At 49.3% G+C, this 21,522-nt stretch carries 21 protein-coding genes and 2 other annotated features; of the genes, 3 read left to right on the forward strand and 18 right to left on the reverse strand.

The annotated features are described in order from the left end of the window. Nucleotides 1-134: 134 nt before the first annotated feature. The 15 genes from trpA to B3M90_RS01305 form a co-directional block, all read right to left on the reverse strand. Nucleotides 135-917, reverse strand: a complete 783-nt coding sequence (gene trpA, locus B3M90_RS01235; RefSeq protein ID WP_290782259.1) for a tryptophan synthase subunit alpha — start codon at nucleotides 915-917, stop codon at nucleotides 135-137. Next, complete coding sequence (trpB, locus tag B3M90_RS01240; RefSeq protein ID WP_214855118.1) at nucleotides 917-2,113, reverse strand: tryptophan synthase subunit beta; 1,197 nt, start codon at nucleotides 2,111-2,113, stop codon at nucleotides 917-919. The genes trpA and trpB overlap by 1 nt, the downstream gene beginning before the upstream one ends. Next, nucleotides 2,110-2,679: a phosphoribosylanthranilate isomerase gene (locus B3M90_RS01245; protein WP_214855115.1), complete on the reverse strand. Its 570-nt coding sequence runs from the start codon at nucleotides 2,677-2,679 to the stop codon at nucleotides 2,110-2,112. The genes trpB and B3M90_RS01245 overlap by 4 nt, the downstream gene beginning before the upstream one ends. Beyond that, the gene (gene trpC / locus B3M90_RS01250; RefSeq protein ID WP_290782263.1) at nucleotides 2,676-3,443 is read right to left on the reverse strand and encodes an indole-3-glycerol phosphate synthase TrpC; all 768 of its coding nucleotides are present in this window, start codon (nucleotides 3,441-3,443) and stop codon (nucleotides 2,676-2,678) included. Before trpC ends, B3M90_RS01245 begins: the two co-directional genes overlap by 4 nt. Then, nucleotides 3,440-4,456, reverse strand: coding sequence for an anthranilate phosphoribosyltransferase (gene trpD, locus B3M90_RS01255; protein ID WP_290782265.1), 1,017 nt, complete (start codon nucleotides 4,454-4,456; stop codon nucleotides 3,440-3,442). Before trpD ends, trpC begins: the two co-directional genes overlap by 4 nt. 6 nt (nucleotides 4,457-4,462) lie before the next feature. Then, nucleotides 4,463-5,029 (reverse strand): anthranilate synthase component II, encoded by a 567-nt coding sequence (locus B3M90_RS01260; protein ID WP_290782267.1) that lies wholly within the window; start codon nucleotides 5,027-5,029, stop codon nucleotides 4,463-4,465. Further along, nucleotides 5,026-6,420, reverse strand: coding sequence for an anthranilate synthase component I (trpE, locus tag B3M90_RS01265; RefSeq protein WP_290782269.1), 1,395 nt, complete (start codon nucleotides 6,418-6,420; stop codon nucleotides 5,026-5,028). The genes B3M90_RS01260 and trpE overlap by 4 nt, the downstream gene beginning before the upstream one ends. Before the next feature lie 51 nt (nucleotides 6,421-6,471). After that, nucleotides 6,472-6,720 (reverse strand) — a binding site (T-box leader). Between the two features lie 48 nt (nucleotides 6,721-6,768). Then, nucleotides 6,769-7,020: a binding site (T-box leader), on the reverse strand. 56 nt (nucleotides 7,021-7,076) lie between these two features. Next, a complete protein-coding gene (locus B3M90_RS01270) occupies nucleotides 7,077-8,345 on the reverse strand; it encodes a dihydrolipoamide acetyltransferase family protein (protein ID WP_290782272.1) in 1,269 nt (422 codons plus the stop codon). A gap of 14 nt (nucleotides 8,346-8,359) precedes the next feature. Beyond that, complete coding sequence (locus tag B3M90_RS01275; RefSeq protein WP_023467596.1) at nucleotides 8,360-9,343, reverse strand: alpha-ketoacid dehydrogenase subunit beta; 984 nt, start codon at nucleotides 9,341-9,343, stop codon at nucleotides 8,360-8,362. Beyond that, a complete protein-coding gene (locus B3M90_RS01280) occupies nucleotides 9,340-10,353 on the reverse strand; it encodes a thiamine pyrophosphate-dependent dehydrogenase E1 component subunit alpha (RefSeq protein ID WP_056060235.1) in 1,014 nt (337 codons plus the stop codon). The genes B3M90_RS01275 and B3M90_RS01280 overlap by 4 nt, the downstream gene beginning before the upstream one ends. 13 nt (nucleotides 10,354-10,366) lie before the next feature. After that, the gene (gene lpdA / locus B3M90_RS01285) at nucleotides 10,367-11,788 is read right to left on the reverse strand and encodes a dihydrolipoyl dehydrogenase (protein ID WP_290782274.1); all 1,422 of its coding nucleotides are present in this window, start codon (nucleotides 11,786-11,788) and stop codon (nucleotides 10,367-10,369) included. After that, on the reverse strand, nucleotides 11,758-12,861 hold the full coding sequence (buk, locus tag B3M90_RS01290; RefSeq protein WP_214855095.1) for a butyrate kinase: 1,104 nt from the start codon (nucleotides 12,859-12,861) through the stop codon (nucleotides 11,758-11,760). The genes lpdA and buk overlap by 31 nt, the downstream gene beginning before the upstream one ends. 16 nt (nucleotides 12,862-12,877) lie before the next feature. Beyond that, nucleotides 12,878-14,002: a Leu/Phe/Val dehydrogenase gene (locus tag B3M90_RS01295; protein WP_023467593.1), complete on the reverse strand. Its 1,125-nt coding sequence runs from the start codon at nucleotides 14,000-14,002 to the stop codon at nucleotides 12,878-12,880. A 13-nt stretch (nucleotides 14,003-14,015) separates the two neighbouring features. After that, nucleotides 14,016-14,936, reverse strand: a complete 921-nt coding sequence (gene yqiS, locus B3M90_RS01300) for a phosphate butyryltransferase (protein ID WP_290782276.1) — start codon at nucleotides 14,934-14,936, stop codon at nucleotides 14,016-14,018. 144 nt (nucleotides 14,937-15,080) lie between these two features. Then, nucleotides 15,081-16,736 carry a sigma 54-interacting transcriptional regulator gene (locus tag B3M90_RS01305; RefSeq protein WP_290782279.1) on the reverse strand — a complete coding sequence of 552 codons (1,656 nt, stop codon included), beginning with the start codon at nucleotides 16,734-16,736 and terminating at the stop codon, nucleotides 15,081-15,083. A gap of 122 nt (nucleotides 16,737-16,858) precedes the next feature. On the opposite strand from B3M90_RS01305, the gene B3M90_RS01310 reads away from it, so the two are divergent. The 3 genes from B3M90_RS01310 to B3M90_RS14525 all read left to right on the forward strand — a co-directional run bounded on the left by B3M90_RS01310 (nucleotide 16,859) and on the right by B3M90_RS14525 (nucleotide 18,372). After that, nucleotides 16,859-17,113, forward strand: a complete 255-nt coding sequence (locus tag B3M90_RS01310) for a DUF2627 family protein (RefSeq protein WP_023467590.1) — start codon at nucleotides 16,859-16,861, stop codon at nucleotides 17,111-17,113. A gap of 674 nt (nucleotides 17,114-17,787) precedes the next feature. After that, a complete protein-coding gene (locus B3M90_RS01315) occupies nucleotides 17,788-18,141 on the forward strand; it encodes a dihydrofolate reductase family protein (RefSeq protein WP_290754828.1) in 354 nt (117 codons plus the stop codon). 18 nt (nucleotides 18,142-18,159) lie between these two features. Beyond that, nucleotides 18,160-18,372, forward strand: coding sequence for a dihydrofolate reductase family protein (locus B3M90_RS14525; protein ID WP_396202431.1), 213 nt, complete (start codon nucleotides 18,160-18,162; stop codon nucleotides 18,370-18,372). 157 nt (nucleotides 18,373-18,529) lie between these two features. Here the strand turns inward: B3M90_RS14525 and spo0A are convergent, their stop codons facing one another. Genes spo0A through ahrC form a run of 3 tightly spaced genes read right to left on the reverse strand, consistent with a single transcriptional unit; the run spans nucleotide 18,530 to nucleotide 21,424 of the window. Beyond that, nucleotides 18,530-19,252, reverse strand: a complete 723-nt coding sequence (gene spo0A / locus B3M90_RS01320; RefSeq protein WP_214855087.1) for a sporulation transcription factor Spo0A — start codon at nucleotides 19,250-19,252, stop codon at nucleotides 18,530-18,532. A 3-nt stretch (nucleotides 19,253-19,255) separates the two neighbouring features. After that, nucleotides 19,256-20,962 (reverse strand): DNA repair protein RecN, encoded by a 1,707-nt coding sequence (gene recN / locus B3M90_RS01325; RefSeq protein WP_035409085.1) that lies wholly within the window; start codon nucleotides 20,960-20,962, stop codon nucleotides 19,256-19,258. Nucleotides 20,963-20,974: 12 nt separating this feature from the next. Further along, nucleotides 20,975-21,424 (reverse strand): transcriptional regulator AhrC/ArgR, encoded by a 450-nt coding sequence (gene ahrC / locus B3M90_RS01330; protein ID WP_214855085.1) that lies wholly within the window; start codon nucleotides 21,422-21,424, stop codon nucleotides 20,975-20,977. Nucleotides 21,425-21,522: the final 98 nt, after the last annotated feature.

Consider the following 21,522-nt stretch of genomic DNA (forward strand, 5'->3'; position numbering starts at 1 on the left):
CTCGTCTTTTCACGCCCTTTCCTGTAGGAAGTGCATGAAACAGTGATTTCTGTTTAAACGAAAAAAGGGCGGCAGAATTAGAATCTGCCACCCTTTTGTTTGTAGAGACTGACTTTTGAGACAGCCCCTTTTTATTAATGTGACGGCGTCGCCGCAAGACGTGCTGCCATCAACTGTTGAATCGTTTCTCGATCGTTCTGATGGAGTAAGTCGACGATCTTACTGCCGACGATGACACCCGCGACTGGTCGACTCAATTGTTTGACGTGTTCCGGTGTACTGATTCCGAAACCGGCAAGTACCGGTACCGGGCTATGGGCTGCGACATTTGCTAAATGTTCTTCAAGTGTCTTATCAAACGTCGTCTGTCCGCCTGTTGTCCCATTGACCGTAACCGCATAAAGGAATCCTTCGCTTTTATCGGCAATCTTTTGAATCCGTTCCATTGGACTCGTCAAGGAGACGAGTTGAACGAGCGCGATATCCGACTTGTCCTCTTGTTCGAAGAACTGTTCGCTCTGTTCAAGTGGTAAATCAGGAATGATCAATCCGTCAACCCCGACTTCGCGACATGTAGCAAGAAACGCCGTTAATCCGTAGCGGAAAATCGGATTCAAGTACGTCATCAAGACGATTGGAACATCGACGGTCTGACGGGCAACGCGAACCGCCTCAAGAACATCCTTCAGTCCGACGTTCGCTTCTAGCGCCCGGAGTCCCGCTTCTTGAATGACTGGACCGTCAGCAACGGGATCCGAAAACGGAACGCCGACTTCAATCGCTGTCGCTCCGGATTCAGCGAGAAACGCTAAGATTTCCGGAAGGCGATCAATCCCTCCATCTCCCCCCATGACGTACGGGATGAAGGCTTTTTCGCCCTTACTTGTAACGTTACGAATCGCTGTTTCTAATCGCATCATTCTTCCCCCTTTAGTGCGTTTCTGACAGTAACGACATCTTTATCGCCACGTCCTGATAAGCAGATAACGAGAATCTCTTCCTTGTCCATCTCTGCAGCGAGTTGAGTCGCATAGGCAATCGCGTGTGCCGACTCGAGTGCCGGGATGATTCCCTCCTTGCGGCTCAACAGCTGTAGTGCTTCGAGTGCTTGTTCGTCGGTCACCGCTTCATACTGAACACGACCGATATCTTTGAGCAAACTATGCTCGGGTCCGACGCCCGGATAGTCAAGTCCTGCTGAGATCGAGTGCGCTTCTTGTACTTGACCATGGGCATCCTGTAAGAGATACATCATCGAGCCGTGCAAGACACCGACCTCTCCTTTTGTCATCGTCGCTGCGTGTTGATCCGTCTCAACACCACTTCCCGCTGCTTCAATGCCGTACAATTTTACGTCCGTATCATCGATGAACGGATGGAACATGCCGATCGCATTACTGCCGCCGCCGACACAAGCGACGATCGCTTTCGGCAGACGCCCCTCTTTTTCGATGATTTGACGTCGTGTCTCTTTTCCGATGACTGCTTGGAAATCACGGACGAGTTGCGGGAATGGGTGTGGTCCGAGAACAGAACCCATCAAGTAATGCGTGTCTTCGACATGTTTGACCCAGTAACGGAGTGCTTCATTGACGGCATCTTTGAGTGTCCGACTCCCTTGTGTGACCGGGATGACGGTTGCTCCAAGTAACTCCATCCGAAAGACGTTCAACTCTTGACGACGGACGTCCTCTTCGCCCATGAAGATGACACACTCGAGGTCGAGCAAGGCACAGACCGTTGCTGTTGCGACACCGTGTTGCCCTGCCCCTGTCTCAGCAACGATTTTTCGTTTCCCCATCCGTTCAGCCAGTAACGCCTGACCAATCGTATTGTTGATTTTGTGGGCACCGGTATGGTTCAAGTCTTCTCGTTTCAAGTAGATCTTTGCGCCACCGATCGTTTGCGTCAAATGTTCGGCAAAGTAAAGTGGTGTCTCACGTCCGACGTATTCTTTCAGCAATTCGTCCATCCGCGCTTGAAATGTTGGATCCTCTTTTACTATTGCATAAGCTTCTTCGAGTTCAATCACCGCGTGCATCAATGTTTCCGGGATGTAGCGTCCTCCGTATTTACCATATTGCCCTAATGTATCCGGTTGTGCGTAGCTCATGCTTCTCTCTCCTTTACGGCATCTGCGAATGCCTGCATTTTGATGGAATCTTTCTGTCCATCCGTTTCGATGCCACTTGAGACATCGACGGCGAACGGGTGATATCGTTTGATTGCTTCTCCTACATTTTCAGCTGTCAAGCCACCGGCAATGAACAGTGGACGATCGGCTTGAATGTCTCGTGACCAGTCGAATGTCTCGCCACTTCCAGCAACCGGTGCGTCGACGAGCACGTACTCCGTCTGTTGCTCTACTTCCGTGATGTCCGTCACGGGAATCGCTTGAATGACGGGAACCGGTAGCTTGCCATCCGGGATGATCCCGTGAATTTGAACGAGATCTAGCGCGACTTGCTCGACCGCGTCGACGACCTGTTGATTAGTCGGGGAGACGAAGACACCGACGACCTGGACCGTACTCGGAATGTCGCGTCTAAGACGCGCCGCCTCTTCTAGCGTGACCTGTCGTTTGCTTTTAGCAAAGACGAAGCCGATGTAGTCCGCTAAGCGAACTGCCGCTTCGACATGTTCTCCTTCCCGGAGACCACAGAACTTAATCCGTGTCATACGCGAACGCCACTCACTTCTCGGATGAAGACTTGTGGATCGTCTGCTCGCATCAATGTCTCACCGACGAGGATCCCGTCTGCACCGGCAGCGTGTAATCGCTGTGCTTCCTCGACCGTCTTGATACCACTCTCACTGATATACCGGACGTCCGGTTGTTTCTGTTCGAGTAATCCGACCGATGTCTGTAAATCGACTTCGAACTTTTTCAAGTTCCGATTGTTGATTCCAATGATTTGTGCACCGATCGCCTCTGCCCGGCGTAATTCCTCTTCGTCATGGACTTCGACTAAGACCTCAAGTCCTTCTGCGTAAGCATACGCATACAAGTCAGCAAGCGTTTCCTGCTCAAGAGCGGCAACGATCAAGAGAATCAACCGTGCCCCATGTGATTTTGCCCGGTCAATCTGAATCCGATCAATCATGAAATCCTTACAAAGCACCGGGATGTCGACTGCTGCAGCGACTGCCGCTAAATCGTCCATCGATCCTTTGAAGTACGTCTCGTCCGTCAAGACAGAGATGACGGTTGCCCCACTCGCTTCATATTGTTTGGCCTGAGCGATGACGTCGACATCGAGTGCGATGGCACCTTTTGATGGCGAAGCTCGTTTGATTTCCGCGATGACGGATAAATCCGCTCCGGCTAGTCGTTGCTTAATCGACGGCTTCAATGCCTCCCGATCAATCCGTTCGACACCAGTTAATTTTAATTGCAGGACTTCTGCTCGTTTCGTTTCGATGATGCGATCTAAGATATTCATCCGATTGCTTCCTCCCTTGTCATTTGTCGTAATTGGTTCAATCGTTCCATCGCCCGTCCTGAATCGATGCTATCTGCTGCTATGGCGATCCCTTCTTCGATCGTCTTCGCTCGATTTGCTGCAAAGAGGGCAATTCCGGCATTGAGTAGGACCGTGTCGCGATAAGCGCCATGCTCGCCACCAAGGACTTGCAGTAAAATCGTCGCATTCTCCTGTGCACTACCTCCACGGATCGCTTCAAGCGGTGCGGTCTTCAGTCCGACTTCCTCCGGATGAAGACTGAAGCGGATCAGCTCACCTTCGTCGAGTAAGACGAGTTGGTTCGTTCCGGCAAGAGACGCTTCATCCATTCCATTCGCACCGTGCAAGACGATCGCCCGCTTTCGTCCGAGTCGGTGCAGTGTCAACGCCATCGTCTCGAGCATATCCTCCCGGTAAATTCCTAATAGTTGTGTCTTGAGCGGGACCGGATTCGTCAACGGACCAATCAAGTTAAAGATCGTCGGAATCCGTAAATCACGTCGGACCTTCATGATTTGCTTGACACGCGGATGCATCCGTTGTGCAAACAAGAAGGCGATTCCGTTTGTCTCGAGTTGCTCTACTAAGTGTTCCGGTGTTGCATCGAGTGAAACCCCGAGTGCTTCAAGTACATCAGCGCTCCCCGTCTTACTTGAGACACTCCGGTTCCCATGCTTCGCGACTTTCATGCCGGCACCGGCTAGAACGAAAGCAGCTGTCGTACTGATGTTGAACGATTGCGAGCCGTCGCCTCCTGTACCGCAGTTATCCATGAAATCACCGGTGACTGGAATGTCGAGCGCGACTTCGCGCATGATCGAAGCGAGACCGGCTAGCTCTTCTGCTGTCTCTCCTTTTGCTTTCAGAGCAACGAGAAAGGCGGCAATTTCGCTATCAGTAACATCTTCGGCAAACAGTTCGCGTGCTGCCTGTTGCATCTCTTCATATCGTAAATGTTTCGCTTCTGCTAATTTCAATAACGTCTCTTTCATCGTTCGTCACTCCTTCGTCAATTCAGTGAATCGTTTAATCATCTGCTGTCCTTGTGGTGTTCCGACGGATTCAGGATGGAACTGGATTCCGAACGTCGGATGCGTCCGGTGCTCGAGTGCCATGATCGTCCGGTCATCCGTTTCTGCTGTGATAACGAGCTCCGTCGGTAAGTCGTTTCGAGCGACGATCAGCGAATGATAGCGCATGACCTCTAACGTTTCCGTCATTTCGTCGAAGAGTTGTCCCGATTGTCGAATCATCGATGTCTTCCCGTGCATGATGACTGGTGCTTCGACGACGCGTCCTCCGAATGCTTCGCCAATTGCCTGATGTCCGAGACAGACACCGAGAATCGGTACTCGACCCGATAATTGACGAATGAGATCGATGCAGATGCCAGCGTCAGCCGGGCGACCGGGACCGGGTGAGAGGATGATGCCGTCTGGTTTCATCTCGCGTAGTTCTTCGATGCTGACCGCATCGTTTCGAATGACGTGAACGTCCGTATAAACGGATGCGTATTGGTATAGGTTATAGGTAAAAGAATCATAATTATCAATTAGGACAATCATTTCCAAACCTCCAGTAGTGATTTCGCTTTGTGTAACGTCTCCTGGTACTCGAGGCGTGGAATCGAGTCGTAGACGATACCAGCCCCTGCTTGAACAGAAGCGACACCATCCTTGATCACCATCGTCCGGATCGCGAGGGCAAAATCCATATTCCCCCGAACATCGAAATAGCCGACCGCCCCGGCATATACTTCTCGTTTCACCTGTTCATACTGGTCAATCAACTGCATCGCTCGAATTTTCGGAGCTCCCGTGACCGTCCCAGCCGGTAAACAAGAGACGAGTGCGTCTGCGCCGGTCTTTCCGTCTGCTAACGTTCCTTCAACGACAGAAACGAGGTGCATGACGTTCTTGAAGCGCTCGATTTGCATGAATCGCGTCACCTCGACGGTACCAATCTGACAAATCCGACCGAGGTCGTTGCGTCCAAGATCGACAAGCATCCGGTGCTCGGCCCGTTCCTTCTCATCGTGAAGCAACTCCTCTGCCAGTCGTTCGTCCTCCTCTTTCGTCTTCCCCCGGCGGCGTGTACCGGCAATCGGATTCGTCGTCACGCGATCCCCTTTGACTTGGACCAAACTTTCCGGGGAGGCCCCGAGTACGATCGCTTCGCCTAAGTCGATATAGAAGAGGTATGGGCTTGGATTGTCCTTGCGGAGCTTCCGGTAAAACTGGAACGGGTCACCTGAGAACGTCGCATCGAGGCGTTGTGAGAGAACCAGTTGGAAGACGTCGCCTTGACGGATATGTCTCTTTGCTTGTTCGACGAGTCCTTCAAACGTCTCTTGATCCATCAACGGTTCATAGACGACATCCCGGAGAGGACGCTCAATATCCGTTCGCTCCCGTGGTTGCTCAAGTTGTGCTTTCCGTTCTGCTAGACGTTGACGTAATTCATCACGATTGGTGATGCCACCGAGCGACGTCTGAATCAAATGAACACGATGTTCGAGATGATCGAACAGGATGATTTGGTCGTATACGGCGAGTAGCGCGTCCGGTAGTTGGCGCGTTCGCTCAGGAACCGCTCCGAGTGTTTCATAGGCGCGCATCATGTCGTAACCGACATATCCGATCCCACCCGCTAAAAACGGAAGGTCTTCTTCAACTCCACCCCGGAGGATCATCTGTTGCATCAGTCGTACCGGATCACCTGTTTCCTGCGTCAATCGACCTGTCGTCAACTGTTCCCGCGTCACGGTCCGTCCCTCTGCGCGAATCATCTCCACCGGATCAACACCGATGATCGAATACCGTCCTTGATCCGTATGCGCGGAACTTTCAAGCAAACATTTCTGTGTTCCGCTCAGTTGTTGAAAAATCATGATCGGCGTCATCTCGTCGCCGTTTAGTTCAAGTTGTTCGATGATAAGTGTATCTGTCTGAACCATCCCTGTTCGCCTCCTGGAATATAAAAAAGTCCCCCACACAGCGTATGCTGCATGGAGGACGATGATCTCGCGGTGCCACCTCTCGATTGGAACGGTTCGACCGTTCCCACTCTGTCTGATGCGTCTAATAAGAGACATCATAGCCTACGATAACGGGGGCATCCGTCGCGACCTACTTCTTCGTTCAGCCACGCTCTCATGAGACCATTCACGAAACCTCGCCGTACGGAAGTCGCACCATTCTTCCGCTCTCTGAAACGCCGATGTTGTCTCGCTACTTAACTCACTCTACGATTTGTTCGATTCGATTGTATACGAAAAGGGTCTTCTCGCCCATTCATGTAGAACATGAAGGACGGGAAGACCCGCGGTACCACCTTCGTTGACGATGCTGACACCGTCCCCTTTGAAACGAACCGGACCGTTGTCCTGATTCGTCGACCCCGATAACGGGAGGAACCCGTCAGAGCCTACTACCCATTGAAGGGATTCGGTCTGAAGCTCAGAAGGCCATTCGCTTGTTGCCCGATACTGATTCGCACCACCCATCAGCTCTCTTGAATCGTTTCACAAGTTACTTCTCTTCGTCTTTGCTATCGTGTGTTGAATTGATTCTTATATTACGATGCTTCTTCTTCCCTGTCAACTGGAAAAACTCAATATAGGGAAAGTTGGTTCGGATCAATCGATTCGAGCGCTTGTTTGACAGTTTGTAGGAACTGTCCGGCAACGAGTCCGTCGAGCACCCGGTGGTCGATCGACATACAGAGGTTGACCATGTCGCGTGCTGCGAACATGCCGTTCACCCAAACTGGACGTTTGACGATTGATTCAACGGATAGAATCGCCGCTTGCGGGAAGTTAAGAATCGGTGCTGATTGGATCGAACCGAATGATCCCGTATTGTTAACCGTAAACGTCCCACCTTGCATCTCTGCAGATGACAACGTGCCGGCTTGTGCCCGTTTCCCGAAGTCATCGATCGCGCGTGCAATCCCCTTGATGCTTAATTCATCCGCATTCTTGACGACCGGTACGAACAGAGCGTCCTGCGTTGCGACAGCAAGTGATAGGTTGATCGCTTTCTTTTGAATGATCTTATCTCCCGCCCATGTCGAGTTCATGATTGGATGTTTCTTCAATCCTTCGACTGTCGCCTTCATGAAGAACGGTAAGAACGTCAATTTGACCCCTTCTTGTTTGAAGAACGCATCTTTATGACGATTACGTGCTTCGACCAAGTTCGTGACATCAACTTCGATCATCAACCAAGCATGTGGCGCTTCGTGTTTCGCGCGAACCATGTTCGAAGCGATCGCTTTACGCACACCGGCAGTTGGAATCTCGATGTCGCCCGTTTCCGTCGGTTGTGGTGCACTGACCGGACGTTTTGGTGCGGATGGTGCTTCTGTTAGAGGCGCTACCGGAGCCGTTTTCGCTTCCGGTTTTGGGTCAGTTGTTTGTGGTGTAGGAATAGCGCCGGACTCAATCAGTTTCAACAAATCTTTCCGAGTAATCCGCCCGCCGGCTCCTGTACCCGTCACTTGTTCGAGATCGATGCCATGCTCACCCGAGAGTTTCAAGACCGCTGGTGAATAGCGTTTTTTCATCGATGTATCAGCCGACGTCGTTTCTTCGACAGCCGGCACTTCTTGTTCGGTCGCCGCGACTTCCGTCGATCCGCCGCTGACTTGCATCGTGACGATCGCGTCACCGACTTGTAACGTATCGCCTTCTTCTGCAAGCAATTTTTCAATCACACCATCAAACGAAGATGGGACTTCTGCCGTTACCTTATCGGTAATGACTTCTGCAATCGGATCATATTTTTTGACAGTATCGCCTGGTTTGACGAGCCACATCGAAATTGTTCCTTCAGTAACACTTTCCCCGAGTTGTGGCATCGTAAGTGTTTCAGTCTTCATCGGTCAGTTCCCCCTTAGTATGCGTGTAACGTCCGGATTTTATCTTCAATTTTCTCGCTTGAGATGTTGAAGAACTTCTCCATCGTCGGAGCGTATGGCATCGCTGGGACGTCTGGACCACAGAGTCGTTCGATTGGTGCATCGAGATCAAACAATGCTTCTTCTGCAATGATTGCCGACACTTCACTCATGACGCTACCTTCTTTATTATCTTCCGTAACGAGCAAGACTTTCCCCGTCTTTTTCGCCGCTTCGACGACTGCTTCGCGGTCGATCGGATAAACAGTCCGTAAATCAAGGATGTGGACATCAATCCCGTCTTTTTCAAGGCGCGTTGCCGCTTCGAGTGCCATATGGACACACAGACCGTAGGTGATGATTGTGACATCTTCTCCCTCACGTTTTACGTCTGCTTTACCGATTTCAACGGTATAATCGCCTTCCGGAACATCGCCTTTCAACAGGCGATAACCACGTTTATGCTCAAAGAACAAGACCGGATCATTCGAACGAATCGCTGCCTTTAGCAATCCTTTTGCGTCATATGGATTAGACGGGATGACGATCTTCAGACCAGGCGTCGAGTTGAACATCGCCTCGACCGACTGAGAATGGTAAAGTGCTCCGTGAATTCCGCCGCCGAACGGTGCGCGGATAACGATCGGACACGTCCAATCATTGTTCGAACGGTACCGAATCTTCGCTGCTTCACTGACGATTTGGTTGACCGCTGGCATGATGAAGTCAGCGAATTGCATTTCAGCAATCGGGCGCATGCCGTACATCGCAGCTCCGATTCCGACACCAGCAATCGCACTCTCAGCGAGCGGTGCATCGATGACACGCTCTTCTCCGAATTGTTCGAGCAATCCTTGTGTCGCCCGGAAAACACCACCACGGACACCGACGTCTTCGCCGAGGATGAAGACGGACTCGTCGCGCTCCATCTCTTCTTTGATTGCACTATTGATCGCTTCGATTAAACTTAACGTCGTCATTTCGTTTCCTCCTCGTCGTACACGTAACGTAATGCATTTTCTGGTGCATCGTAAGCCGCTGCTTCAGCATACGCCGTTGCTTCATCGACTTCTTTCTCCATCGCTTGTTCGATTTCAGTCGCTGTTTCTTCCGTCAAGACACCCATTTCAATCAGACGCGCACGGAAGAGTTTGATTCCGTCACGTGCTTTTAAGGCATCGAGTTCTTCAGCAGAACGGTATGATTTATCGTCATCATCGGATGAGTGTGGCACGAGACGTTCGACTTCAACTTCGATTAAGGTTGGACCTTCTCCCCGTAATCCACGTTCGCGTGCTTCTTTGACGACTTTGAAGACAGCAAGTGGATCAATACCGTCCACTGTATATCCTGGCATACCATAGCCAATCGCCCGGTCAGCAACGTGTTTAGCTGACAGCTGTTTCGAAAGTGGTGTCGAAATCGCGTATTTATTGTTTTCACAGAACAAGATGACAGGAAGCTTATGAATTCCGGCAAAGTTTGCTCCTTCATGGAAATCACCTTGGTTTGAAGAACCTTCACCGAACGAGACGTAAGCAACGAGTGGCTCCTTACGCATCTTCGCAGCCAGTGCAATCCCAACAGCATGTGGTACTTGCGTCGTAACCGGACTTGAACCTGTCACGATGTTCAAGGCACGTGAACCATAGTGTCCTGGCATTTGGCGACCACCTGAGTTCGGATCTTCTGCTTTGGCGAATGCCGATAGCATGATATCGCGTGACGTTTGACCGAAGTGCAAGACGACACCTAAATCACGGTAATACGGCAAAATGTAATCTGTTCCTTTTTCGAGTGCGAACGCTGCACCGACTTGAGCCGCTTCTTGTCCTTGACACGAGACGAGGAAGGGAATTTTACCTGCTCGGTTCAACTTCCACATCCGTTCATCGATTTTCCGCGCACGGACCATCGTTTCGAACATGTGAATCGCGTCTTGTTCCGTTAATCCGAGTTCTACCAATTCTTTGAATTCTATCTTTTCCATCCGTAATTCCTCCTTAGGCGTGAACCGCAAGTCCGTCGACTGCAAGTGCTGCTTCTCCAAATGCTTCTGATAAGGCCGGGTGCGGATGCACGAGCTGTCCGACTTCCCATGCCGTTGCATTGAGTACGAGCGCTAACCCACCTTCACTAATCAGTTCCGTTGCTTTTGGTCCGACGATGTGAACGCCGACGAGATCATCTGTCTTCGCATCCGAGACAAGCTTGATGAAGCCTGCTGCTTCTCCTTCAATCCGCGCTTTTCCTAACCCATTGAACGAGAAGCTCCCGACCTTAACGTCCATTCCGGCACGTTTCGCTTCGTCTTCCGTTAAACCGACCGATGCCGCTTCCGGTACGCTGTAGATACAACGTGGTACGAACGCATATTCAAGTGGTGTCGTCGTTCCGTTTACGATCGCCTCGACTGCTTTGACGCCTTCTGCTGACGCGACGTGCGCGAGTTGCAAGCGACCGATGACATCGCCGATTGCATAGATATGTTGATCCTTCGTCCGGAAATGGTCATCCACTTGGATGAAGCCATTTTCGACGACGATATTTGTGTTTTCGATTCCGATACCTTCGACATTCGCCATCCGACCGATGGCGACGAGCAACTTATCCGCTTCAAGCGTCGTCTGTTCTCCGTTACGGTCGATCGCGATCGATACGCCGTCTTCTGACATACGGAACGTATCACTTTGTGCAGCTGCGCCCGTATGAATCTTGACGCCCCGCTTTTTTAATTGGCGGGCGACTTCACGACTGACTGTCGCATCTTCTGTCGGTAAAATCCGGTCGCTGAATTCAACGACCGTTACTGCGACGTCAAAATCTGTCAACATCGATGCCCATTCGACACCGATGACGCCGCCGCCGATGATGACGATTGATTTTGGCAAATCTGCCATATCGAGCGCATCATCCGAACTGAGGATATACTCTGAATCAAAAGCAAGACCGTTCAGTGGACGTGGACGTGATCCTGTAGCGACGATCAATTGGCGTGGAAGAATCAACTCGCCTTCGCCTTCTTCCGGCTCGACACTGATTGTTCCGGGCATCGGTGAAAAGATACTTGGTCCAAGAATCGAACCCCGACCATGAAAGACTTCAATCTTTCCTTTTTTCATCAGGTGCTGAATGCCTGCCTCTAATCCATCTACGATCTCTTGTTTACGTTGTTTGACCTGTTCGAATCGTAAAAACGATTCCGGTACGTCCACGCCATATGTAGTAGCGTGTTTGACCGTCTGATAGACTGCTGCTGATTTCAAAAAGGCTTTAGAGGGGATGCAGCCACGATGTAAGCATGTCCCGCCTAATTTTCCTTGTTCTACGATTGCTACCGACTTCCCGGCTTGTGCTGCACGGATCGCGGCGACATATCCACCGGGTCCTCCACCTAGGACAACGACGTCGAATTCTCTAGCCATGTTGGTTCGCCTCCATATTCCTTAACTTCCTCTTCCCCACGTAATACACGCAACACTCCTTCTGCGAGCGCCTGCAACTCATCTTCACCAGGACTACGCACGACTTGACCAAGGTGGGCGACGCGTTCTTCGATCACACGCGTCAACCGATCACTATAAGCAAGTCCGCCTGTTAGAATGATCGCGTCGATCTGACCGAACAAGACAGCACTTTGACCTGCGATTTCTTTCGCGATCCGGTACGCCATCGCGTCATATAACAATGCCGCTTTTTCATCGCCTTCTTCAATCCGGCGCTCGATCTCAACCGCGTCAAACGTACCTAAGTGCGCAACAAGTCCGCCTGACCCAACGACCAGACGCTTCATCTCTTCAAGTTTATACTTGGTACTATAACATAGTTCTACTAGTTGACCAACAGGTAGCGACCCGCTTCGTTCTGGCGAAAACGGTCCTTCTCCATCGAGTCCATTGTTGACATCGATAACACGCCCCTCATGGTGTACGCCGACTGTAATGCCGCCACCCATGTGAGCAATGATCAGGCGCAGTTCCTCGTATGGACGTCCGATTTCCTTCGCGTACCGTTTCGCAACAGCTTTCTGATTCAAGGCATGGAAAATACTTTTTCGTTCAAGTTCAGGTAAGCCTGTAATACGCGCAATCGGTTCTAGTTCGTCAACGACAACCGGATCAACGATAAATGATGGGATGTCGAGTGTCCGAGCAATCTCATCCGCAAGGAGTCCACCGAGGTTCGATGCATGAACGCCAAAAATACCGCTGAGTAAGTCTTCTCGCATTTCTCTGTTGACCGCATACGTACCGCTGACAAGCGGTCGGAGTAACCCACCACGACCCACGACTGTAGTAAGCGCTTTCAAATCAATCTGTTCTTCAGCTAACACTTCGAGTACTACATGACGACGCATCTCCAGCTGCGCTGGAAGCGGTCCTCTGACCGCTTCAGCTGGATGGCGTAACGTCTTCGTGAACACCGGGTTTGATCCTTCGAAGATACCGATCTTCGTCGACGTCGAACCGGGATTGATCGTCAAAATACGTTCGCTCATGGATATCCTCCTCTGATCAGCCACGTGATCCTAGAATGTTTTTATCACGACGCAAGAATTGGCTGCGAGCACTGCGCATCGTTGCGATACGCTCTTCTGCCATTTTCTCAGCCGCACGATATGTCGGTAAATGATCGCGTTTTGCGATTTCAAATACTTTCGTGACCGCATCGTAGACGAGTTCAACTTTTTTCATGGCACGATCACGGTTGTATCCGTCGAGTTCATCGGCAACGTTGATGACACCACCCGCATTGATGACGAAGTCGGGTACGTATAAGATATCGCGTTCTTCGAGCATGTCACCATGACGGTCTTCTTTGAGTTGGTTATTTGCTGCACCAGCGATGATTTTGACTTTCAATTGTGGAATCGTTTCATCGTTTAATGTCGCACCGAGGGCACATGGCGCAAAGATGTCCGCTTCGACGCTATAAATGTCTTCTGGTGCGACGATCAAGGCACCGAATGCTTCTTCTGCACGTTGCAGTGCTTCTTGATTGATGTCCGTGACGATCAGTTTCGCCCCTTCTTCATGCAAATGACGGCATAGATTGAAGGCAACGTTACCGACACCTTGGATCGCAATCGTTTTTCCACCAAGTGAATCTGTTCCGTACACTTCTTTTGCTGCTGCTTTCATACCACGGTAGACACCGTATGCCGTAACTGGTGATGGGTTACCACTTGATCCGAATGCTGGGCTGACACCAGTGACGAAGTCCGTCTCCATATGGATGTAATCCATGTCTGCAACCGTCGTATTGACATCTTCTGCTGTAATATAACGACCGTTCAGTGACTGGACGTAACGTCCGAATGCCCGGAAGAGTGCTTCTGATTTTTGTGTCTTCGCATCGCCGATGATGACAGCTTTGCCACCACCAAGGTTCAAACCAGCGGCTGCATTCTTATACGTCATCCCTTTTGATAAACGAAGCGCATCAATCAATGCTTCTTCATCTGATGCATAATTCCACATACGAAGTCCACCGAGTGCCGGTCCGAGTGTCGTGTCATGAATCGCGATGATTGCTTTTAATCCAGATACTTTATCGTGGCAAAAAACGACTTGTTCGTAATCTTCCATCTCCATTGTTTCAAAGATACTGAAGCGTGATTCTACATTTGTTTCGACCATTTTAAGTTCCTCCTCAGATTGTTTGTTTTACTTTTTTCGTCTGTTGAGCATTTAATAGCGCAAAGGCTAGTGAGTACATTTTTGCTTCTGCTGTATCGGCGCGGCTTGTCAATACAACTGGAGCCCGTGCTCCAACGAGAATCGCCGCCACCGAGGCATGTGTGAAATACATGAGCGATTTGTAGATGACGTTCCCGACTTCGATTTGCGGAACGACGAGTAAATCCGCCTGCCCTGCTACGTCTCCCGTCAAGCCTTTTTGCTGGGCAGCGGCGAGATTCACGGCATTGTCGAGCGCGAGTGGTCCGTCTACAAGGCAATCCTTGATTTGACCACGTCGGTTCATTTGCGTCAGTAGGGCAGCGTCTATCGTTGCCTGCATCGTCGGATTGACGACTTCGACAGCTGCTAAGACTGCGACTTTCGGTAATCCGTACCCTAGCGCTCGTAAGGCGGAGACACCGTTTTCGATAATTTTTACCTTATCTTCGAGTGACGGTTGGATATGAATCGCTGCATCGGTCAATCCGATCGCTGATTCACGCCCTGGTACTTCGAACAACGCGACATGCGACAGGACATTCCCTGAACGCAGACCCGTTTCTTTGTTCAAGACAGCTTTCATGAACGTCGCTGTCGGAACAAGACCTTTCATCAAGACGCTCGCATCCCCTTTACGAACGGCATGAGCAGCACGTTCTGCCGCTTCTTGTGATGAAGAGGTGTGAGTAATCACGAACTGCGACTCTCGTAATGTCCGTTTTTGAATCATCTGCTGAATCCGTGTCGCATCCCCGAACAAATGAAAACGCGCTAAATCGTTTTCAATTGCTAATGCGACAGCATCCATCACTTCTTCGTCATCCGCAGCTGCAATCGCAACGACGGAATCTTCGAGTCGAGCTGCTTGCTCGACCATTTCACTGAATCTCACTGTATTCCCCCCTTACCTGTCATACATAATTAGTAATAGCAATTTTCGTGCCAATTCAAAAGAGACGGTAGGATAAGCAAGAACGTCTTTAATTTTGCACGCTTTTGCATTTTTTGCAATATATTGCACGCAAAAATTTGCGTTTCATGAATAAATGTTAAATCGTTCCACTTTGTAATAAAGTGCCCGAAGAGAAATCCCAAGTTGTTTTGCGGCTTCTGTTTTGTTGCCGTTAAAAGCAGTAAGCGCTTCCCGGATCAACCGTTCTTCGACGTGAGACATCTCGTCGGATAAATGTTTGATTTCCTTTTTCTGTCTCGTCGTGACTTTTGTTGTTTGTGGCACGACAAGTTGAAGATGTCCTTTTCGTAACACCGTTTCTGTTTTATCCGTAAAAATCAACGCGCGTCCGATGACATTCTCAAGTTCACGGACGTTTCCTTTCCACGGTTGCTTCTTCATTGCTTCGAGTACATCATCCGATATCCGTCCGACCGATCGTCCATAACTTTGATTCAATTTACGGAGTAAATGTAAGGTCAATGGTACGATATCATCCGGTCTCTCACGTAGTGCCGGTATGTGAATCGGTAAACGATTGATCCGGTAATAAAGATCTTCTCGGAACTCATTCATGATGATTTTTTGTTCGAGATTGGCATTCGTCGCTGCGATGATCCGGACATCGACTGGAATCGCCTTCGTGCCACCGACACGAACGACTTCATTCTCCTGTAGCACCCGTAACAGTTTGGCTTGGACGTCGAGTGGCAATTCGCCGATCTCATCTAAAAACAGCGACCCTCCGTGTGCTTCTTCGAAGTATCCCCTCTTGCCGCCGCGCCGCGCTCCTGAGAACGCGCCTTCCTCGTACCCGAATAGTTCACTTTCGAGTAACGTCGGTGCAATCGCCGCACAATTGACACGGACGAATTGTTCGTATTTACGTTCGCTCGCTGCATGGATCGCATGTGCGAACAGTTCTTTACCGGTTCCGGATTCACCGCGAATCAAGACGTTGACTGGCATCGTTGCCGCAAGCTTCGCTTGATCGACGACGAAGCGCATTGCTTCACTCTCGGCGATGATATCATCGAATGTATATTTAGCTTCGAGTGTCCGGATTTTTTGTCGCGCTGCCTTTAATTCTTTTGCTAGAGCCTTCATTTCCGAAATATCTCGAATGACCCCAACGGAACCGCGGACTTGTCCATCGACGATGACAGGTGCTGCGTTGACGATGATATCGCGTTGATCTTGTCCGATCTTCATACGAACATCTCGCACGTTCTCGCCTGTATTCAAGACTTTCAAATGAACGGATTCCTGCATCCCGATATCAGCGCTAGCCGGTTTTCCGACGACATCTCGTTCTGTGAAACCGGTCATGCGCGTATACGCTGGATTGATCAGCATCGTCTGTCCGTCTTGATCGGCGACGGAAATCGCTTCGCTCGTACAATGAATGATCGCTTCGAGCATTTTCTCTTTTTCAGTCAGACGCTCAAGTAATACTCTGACGAATTCACCCGGTAAGACCGCCGCTCCCGGAAAATCATGGATTAATTGTTCGAGTACGCCACTTTCTCCCGTAGCGTCAATGATGAAATCGACGTCTGCTCCTTCGAATGCTGCCCAGTTCGTTTCGATCCGAATGTCCGCGCGCCGTGCAAGCGCTACCCCAGGCGCCTCCATGTTTGGATCAACAAGACCAATGACCGTTAATAGTGGTGAACGTTGAAATGCGTGCAAGACCTCTGTTCCCCCTTGACCTGCTCCGACGACGAGTAGATGATGCATATGAATTCCCCCTTTGAAACTGCTTACATTTCTATCCTACTCGGAATAAAAAAGGGAAGCAAACCCGATTCGCAGAACGGTCGATTTTTTGATACAATACGCTTGGAAAGGAGTGGCGTCCTATGCGTATCATTGGTTTGCTCTCATTATTAATCCCTGGCATCATCGGCGCGATTGGTATTAAGCTCATGCGCGACAGTGTCTTTCTAATTGCGCAAGTGCCGTTTAAATACTTAGGCGATGCGGCTTACGTATATGTATTGCAAGGTCTCGTTGGGTTGATTCTTGCGATGGGTGGTATTGGATTTGTCGCAGGATATGTCTTTTATCGCGATCGAAAACGTGGAAAAGTCTCTGACCGCTATCAAAAAAAATAAACACAGAAAAAGGTCCCCATCTCTTGAACTCATTTCAAGCGCGGGACCTTTTACTCGTATAAAATTGGTTTCACTTACGGATGAACTCCTCTCATAGTTAGAACTATTCGTGTACTCCAAAACCTTAGGTGTTCCTCTTAATGAAGAGGTGGAAAGAAATCAGATCTGGCTATCGAGCTAACGATAGAATGGTATTTCAGTTCCATCATCTGACTGTACTCGGGACCTAGGTGGAGCGTAATGTCATCCGCTTAAAGCAGTCAAACATTCGGTTGCTAACAATCACTGCTAGACAACACTCCTTTTCACGAACTGTACTTTTCATCTTAGACGATCCGTTACCTTCCACTTTTCCCTAGCTTCGAAATCATGGAAGCTCCCATTCATTCGAGATATCCCATCTAGAATGAACAAGATACCTTGGTACGACTTCTACCAAGAGAATGTCGTCCGGCATTCTTGAGCCATTTACAGTTGGCGTTCTGAGATGATATTCATCAACGGGATTTCCGGAGTCCTCGCCGACTCGACGTTCATCTGACGTCTTGCCAAATCATTTGGTACCTTTATTATAACAAACATTTCAGTTTATGCAATATTTATTTGCAATCGCTTTTATTTTTTTGACCTCTACCGTATGCTGTAGAAAGAGTGCATTCGAAAGGAGATCTTGTATGCGAAAAATCATCGCATTCGAACATCTATCTTTAGATGGTGTCGTTCAAGCACCGAGTGGAAAGGAGGAGGATGTAAGCAACGATTTCGAACATGGTGGCTGGACCGTTCCGTTTCAACATCCTGAGATCGGTCAAGTCATTCGCGGATGGATGCATGAGGACTGCTCTTTGTTGCTCGGTCGAGCGACTTACGAACAATGGGCAAGTTATTGGCTACTCCACTCAGATGTCTGGCCGGTTGCCGATCATGCCATGAAGTATGTCGCCACGCGTCATGCACTACCTGTCCTTTGGCAGCCGACAACTTGTTTGAAGCATCCGACTTCTGAACTAAAGCTTTTGAAACAATAGGATGGCCCACCGTTTCATATCTGGGGCAGTAGTGAACTCGTTCATACACTTTATCAAGCGGATTTGATCGATGAGCTTCGATTGATCCATTATCCTGTCATCATCGGTTCCGGCAAGCGTCTCTTTCCCGATCAAAGAATGGTTCCCCTCACTTGGAACGTCATAGAACAACACACGTTTGATAACGGAGTGTCAATCATTCGCTATGAACGAAATAAGAATCAAATATAAACCGTTTATTGTATAGATACTTCCTTTTACCAGAAAGAAAGAGGAAAGAAGCGTAGCGATTCGAGATGGACAAAAAAAGTGCAATCTTTCTCGTCAAGAGAAAAACTGCACTTTGTCTTCAGTCTGGCGCCGTTTACGAATTAGACGGTATATGGCTTCAACCGGATTGTTCTTGATTCATATGACTCGATACATACGAGATGAATTCCGAGTTCTTTGGACTCTTCTCCTGTTCGATCCGACCGTTGAACAACTCGTGTTGCTGCATTCCTTCGTTCCAGGCGGACTTGATGGCATGACGCATCGCTCGTTCGACGCGAGAGGCTGTTGTTTGATGTTTTTTCGCAATCGTCGGATAGAGTTCCTTTGTGATCAATCCGAGTAGGTCTTCCCGTTCAAGCACCATTAAGACAGCGTCTTTTAAATACGTAAACCCTTTGATATGCGGAGCGATTCCCAATTCTCGAAGTGTCGAGCCGACTTTTAGATCAATCGTTTCGATCGCCGGAGCTTGTCCTTGATTCGTCACGAGACGAATTTTTTGAACGAGCTGATCCATGCTGAACGGTTTAAGTAAGAAGTATGATGCTCCAAGGGTGACCGCCTGTTGTGAGACCTCGTCCTTACCGAAAGCACTCAACATGATGACAGCAGGATTCTTCTTTTCTTTCATCAATTCTTCGAGCACACCAAGCCCATCTAAATGAGGCATGATGATGTCGAGGAGCAATACATCCACCTCATGTTCTTTCATGCGTTCGAGACAACTCTCGCCATTGTAGGCGACGCAAACGACTTCCATGTCTTCTTGCGCAGAGATATGCTGGCGAATCAGTTCGACCATTTCGCGATTATCATCTGCTATCCCGACTTTAATCAATCCTTACACCCCATTTTTAAGCGATTCTTTCATCGTCTTCGCCTGATCCATCAATTCCTCGGCATGCCGTAATGTCAAATCCGTCATATGGGCACCGGAAATCATCCGTCCAAGTTCGTTCCCTCTATCTGCTTGAGACAAGACGTTGACTTGGGTCGTCGTACGATCCGTCTCCTCAATCTTTCGAATATAGAGATGTTGATCCGCCATCGAAGCGACTTGTGGTAAGTGCGTAATACAAAGCACTTGTCCGTCTACCGACAAACGATAGATTTTTTCAGCCATCGCTTGTGCAACACGACCCGAAACACCCGTATCGACTTCATCGAATATGATTGAGGCGACTCCGACCGAGCGCGAGAAGATCGACTTCAGTCCGAGCATGATACGAGATAGTTCCCCGCCCGACGCAACTTTTCCGAGCGACTTGAATGGCTCTCCCGCATTCGTCATGATGAAGAATTCCACATGATCGATCCCGTTCTTGCGTAGCATCGGTGTCTTTCCGTCTTGAAGAAAACGAATTTCAAACCGCGCCTTCTCCATGTATAGCTCACGTAACTCCAAATGAATCGCTTCACTTAATTGAACTGCCGCTTTGCGACGCTGTTGTGAGAGTCGACCTCCAATTTCAAACAATTCGCTTTCGAGCTGTTCGACTTCGGTTTTTAAGCGTTCAATTCGTTCATCTCGATTTGTCATCGTATCAAGTTCAATCCGAATTTTCTCACCGTAAGCAATGACTTCCTCAATCGTCGCCCCGTATTTTCGTTTCAGCTGTTGGAAGACGGACAAACGTTGTTCGATCTCATCGAGTCGATTGGAATCGAACTCAAGTGTTTCGAGTTGATCTCGAATCGCATAACCGACTTCTTCTAGTCCATAAAAGGCGCTTGCGATCGCGTCACTTTGCTGAGAAAACTGTTCGTCGATGCTTGATGCTTGTTGTAGTTCACGCATCGCGTCTCCAACGGAATCGATGCCGCGCATCTCATCGTGTAAGGCGTCATAGGCTGTCTTCAACGACGCATATAACTTCTCGAAGTTCGCAAGACGATTTCGCTCGACGAGTAACTCATCTTCCTCATGTGCTCGAAGTTTTGCGCCCTCGATCTCTTCGGTCTGAAACGATAACAAATCGATCCGTTGGGCGAGTTCTTGCTCGCTTTGTGCGAGCGATTGTAGCGCTGTCCGTTTTTCTTCATACGTTTGATAACCGGACTGATAGGCTTGAAGGAGTGGCGCGATCGCCTCTTGCGCGAAGTCATCGAGAATCGCTTGATGGTACGTACTGTCCATTAAATGCTGATGTTCATGTTGCCCGTGCATATCGACGAGGACACGTCCGAACTCACGTAAAATCGTCAGTGTGACCAGCTTATTGTTGACGCGACAGACACTTTTTCCTGTCGCGAAAAGATCACGTCGCAAGATGATCAATCCGTCTTCGATATCGATGCCATACTCTTCTGCAAGATCATAGACGAGATGATCGTCTTCAATCAGAAACAATCCTTCTAGTTCCGCCCGATCTTCCCCGTATCGAACGAATTCCGCGGATCCACGTCCACCAATTAATAATCCGATCGCATCGAGAACGATCGATTTACCGGCACCTGTTTCCCCAGTCAAGACGGTCATTCCTTTTTTAAAGTCGATCTGTAGCTCGTCAATGATCGCAAATTGTTTGATCGATAATTCAGCTAGCATCCTGTCAACTCCTTACAGCATTTCTAAAATTCGTTCCGTCACTTCTTTCGCTTGTTCCTCACTTCGTGCAATCAATAGGATCGTATCGTCCCCACACACCGTTCCAAGCAGTTCGCTCCAGCTCAAATGATCTAGTAAGACAGCGACTGCATTCGCATTTCCCGGCAGGACATGCATGACGATCAGATTTTGCGCAGAATCAATCGAGATGAAGCTATCTCCGAGCAGACGCCGCAATTTCCCGAGTGGGTTGAAGCGTTGGTCGGCGGGTAAGCTATATTTATAACGTCCATCATTCAACGGGACCTTCACGAGATGGAGTTCCTTGATATCTCGTGATACCGTTGCCTGTGTCACCTTATATCCTGCATTCCGTAATTCCTCTACCAATTCATCCTGGGTTTCTACTTCTGATTGGGTGATGATCTCCCGAATCTTAATCAACCGTTGCCCCTTTGTCATTCCTGCACCTCACAGTATTCTTCGATGTTACTATTGTAATCCAATAAATCATCAAAAGTCCACGTTTCCCATTTTATTATCCGGTTTTCATCTTGTCA

The sequence above is a fragment of the Exiguobacterium sp. UBA6309 genome, assembly GCF_002439205.1.
GTDB lineage: Bacteria > Bacillota > Bacilli > Exiguobacteriales > Exiguobacteriaceae > Exiguobacterium_A.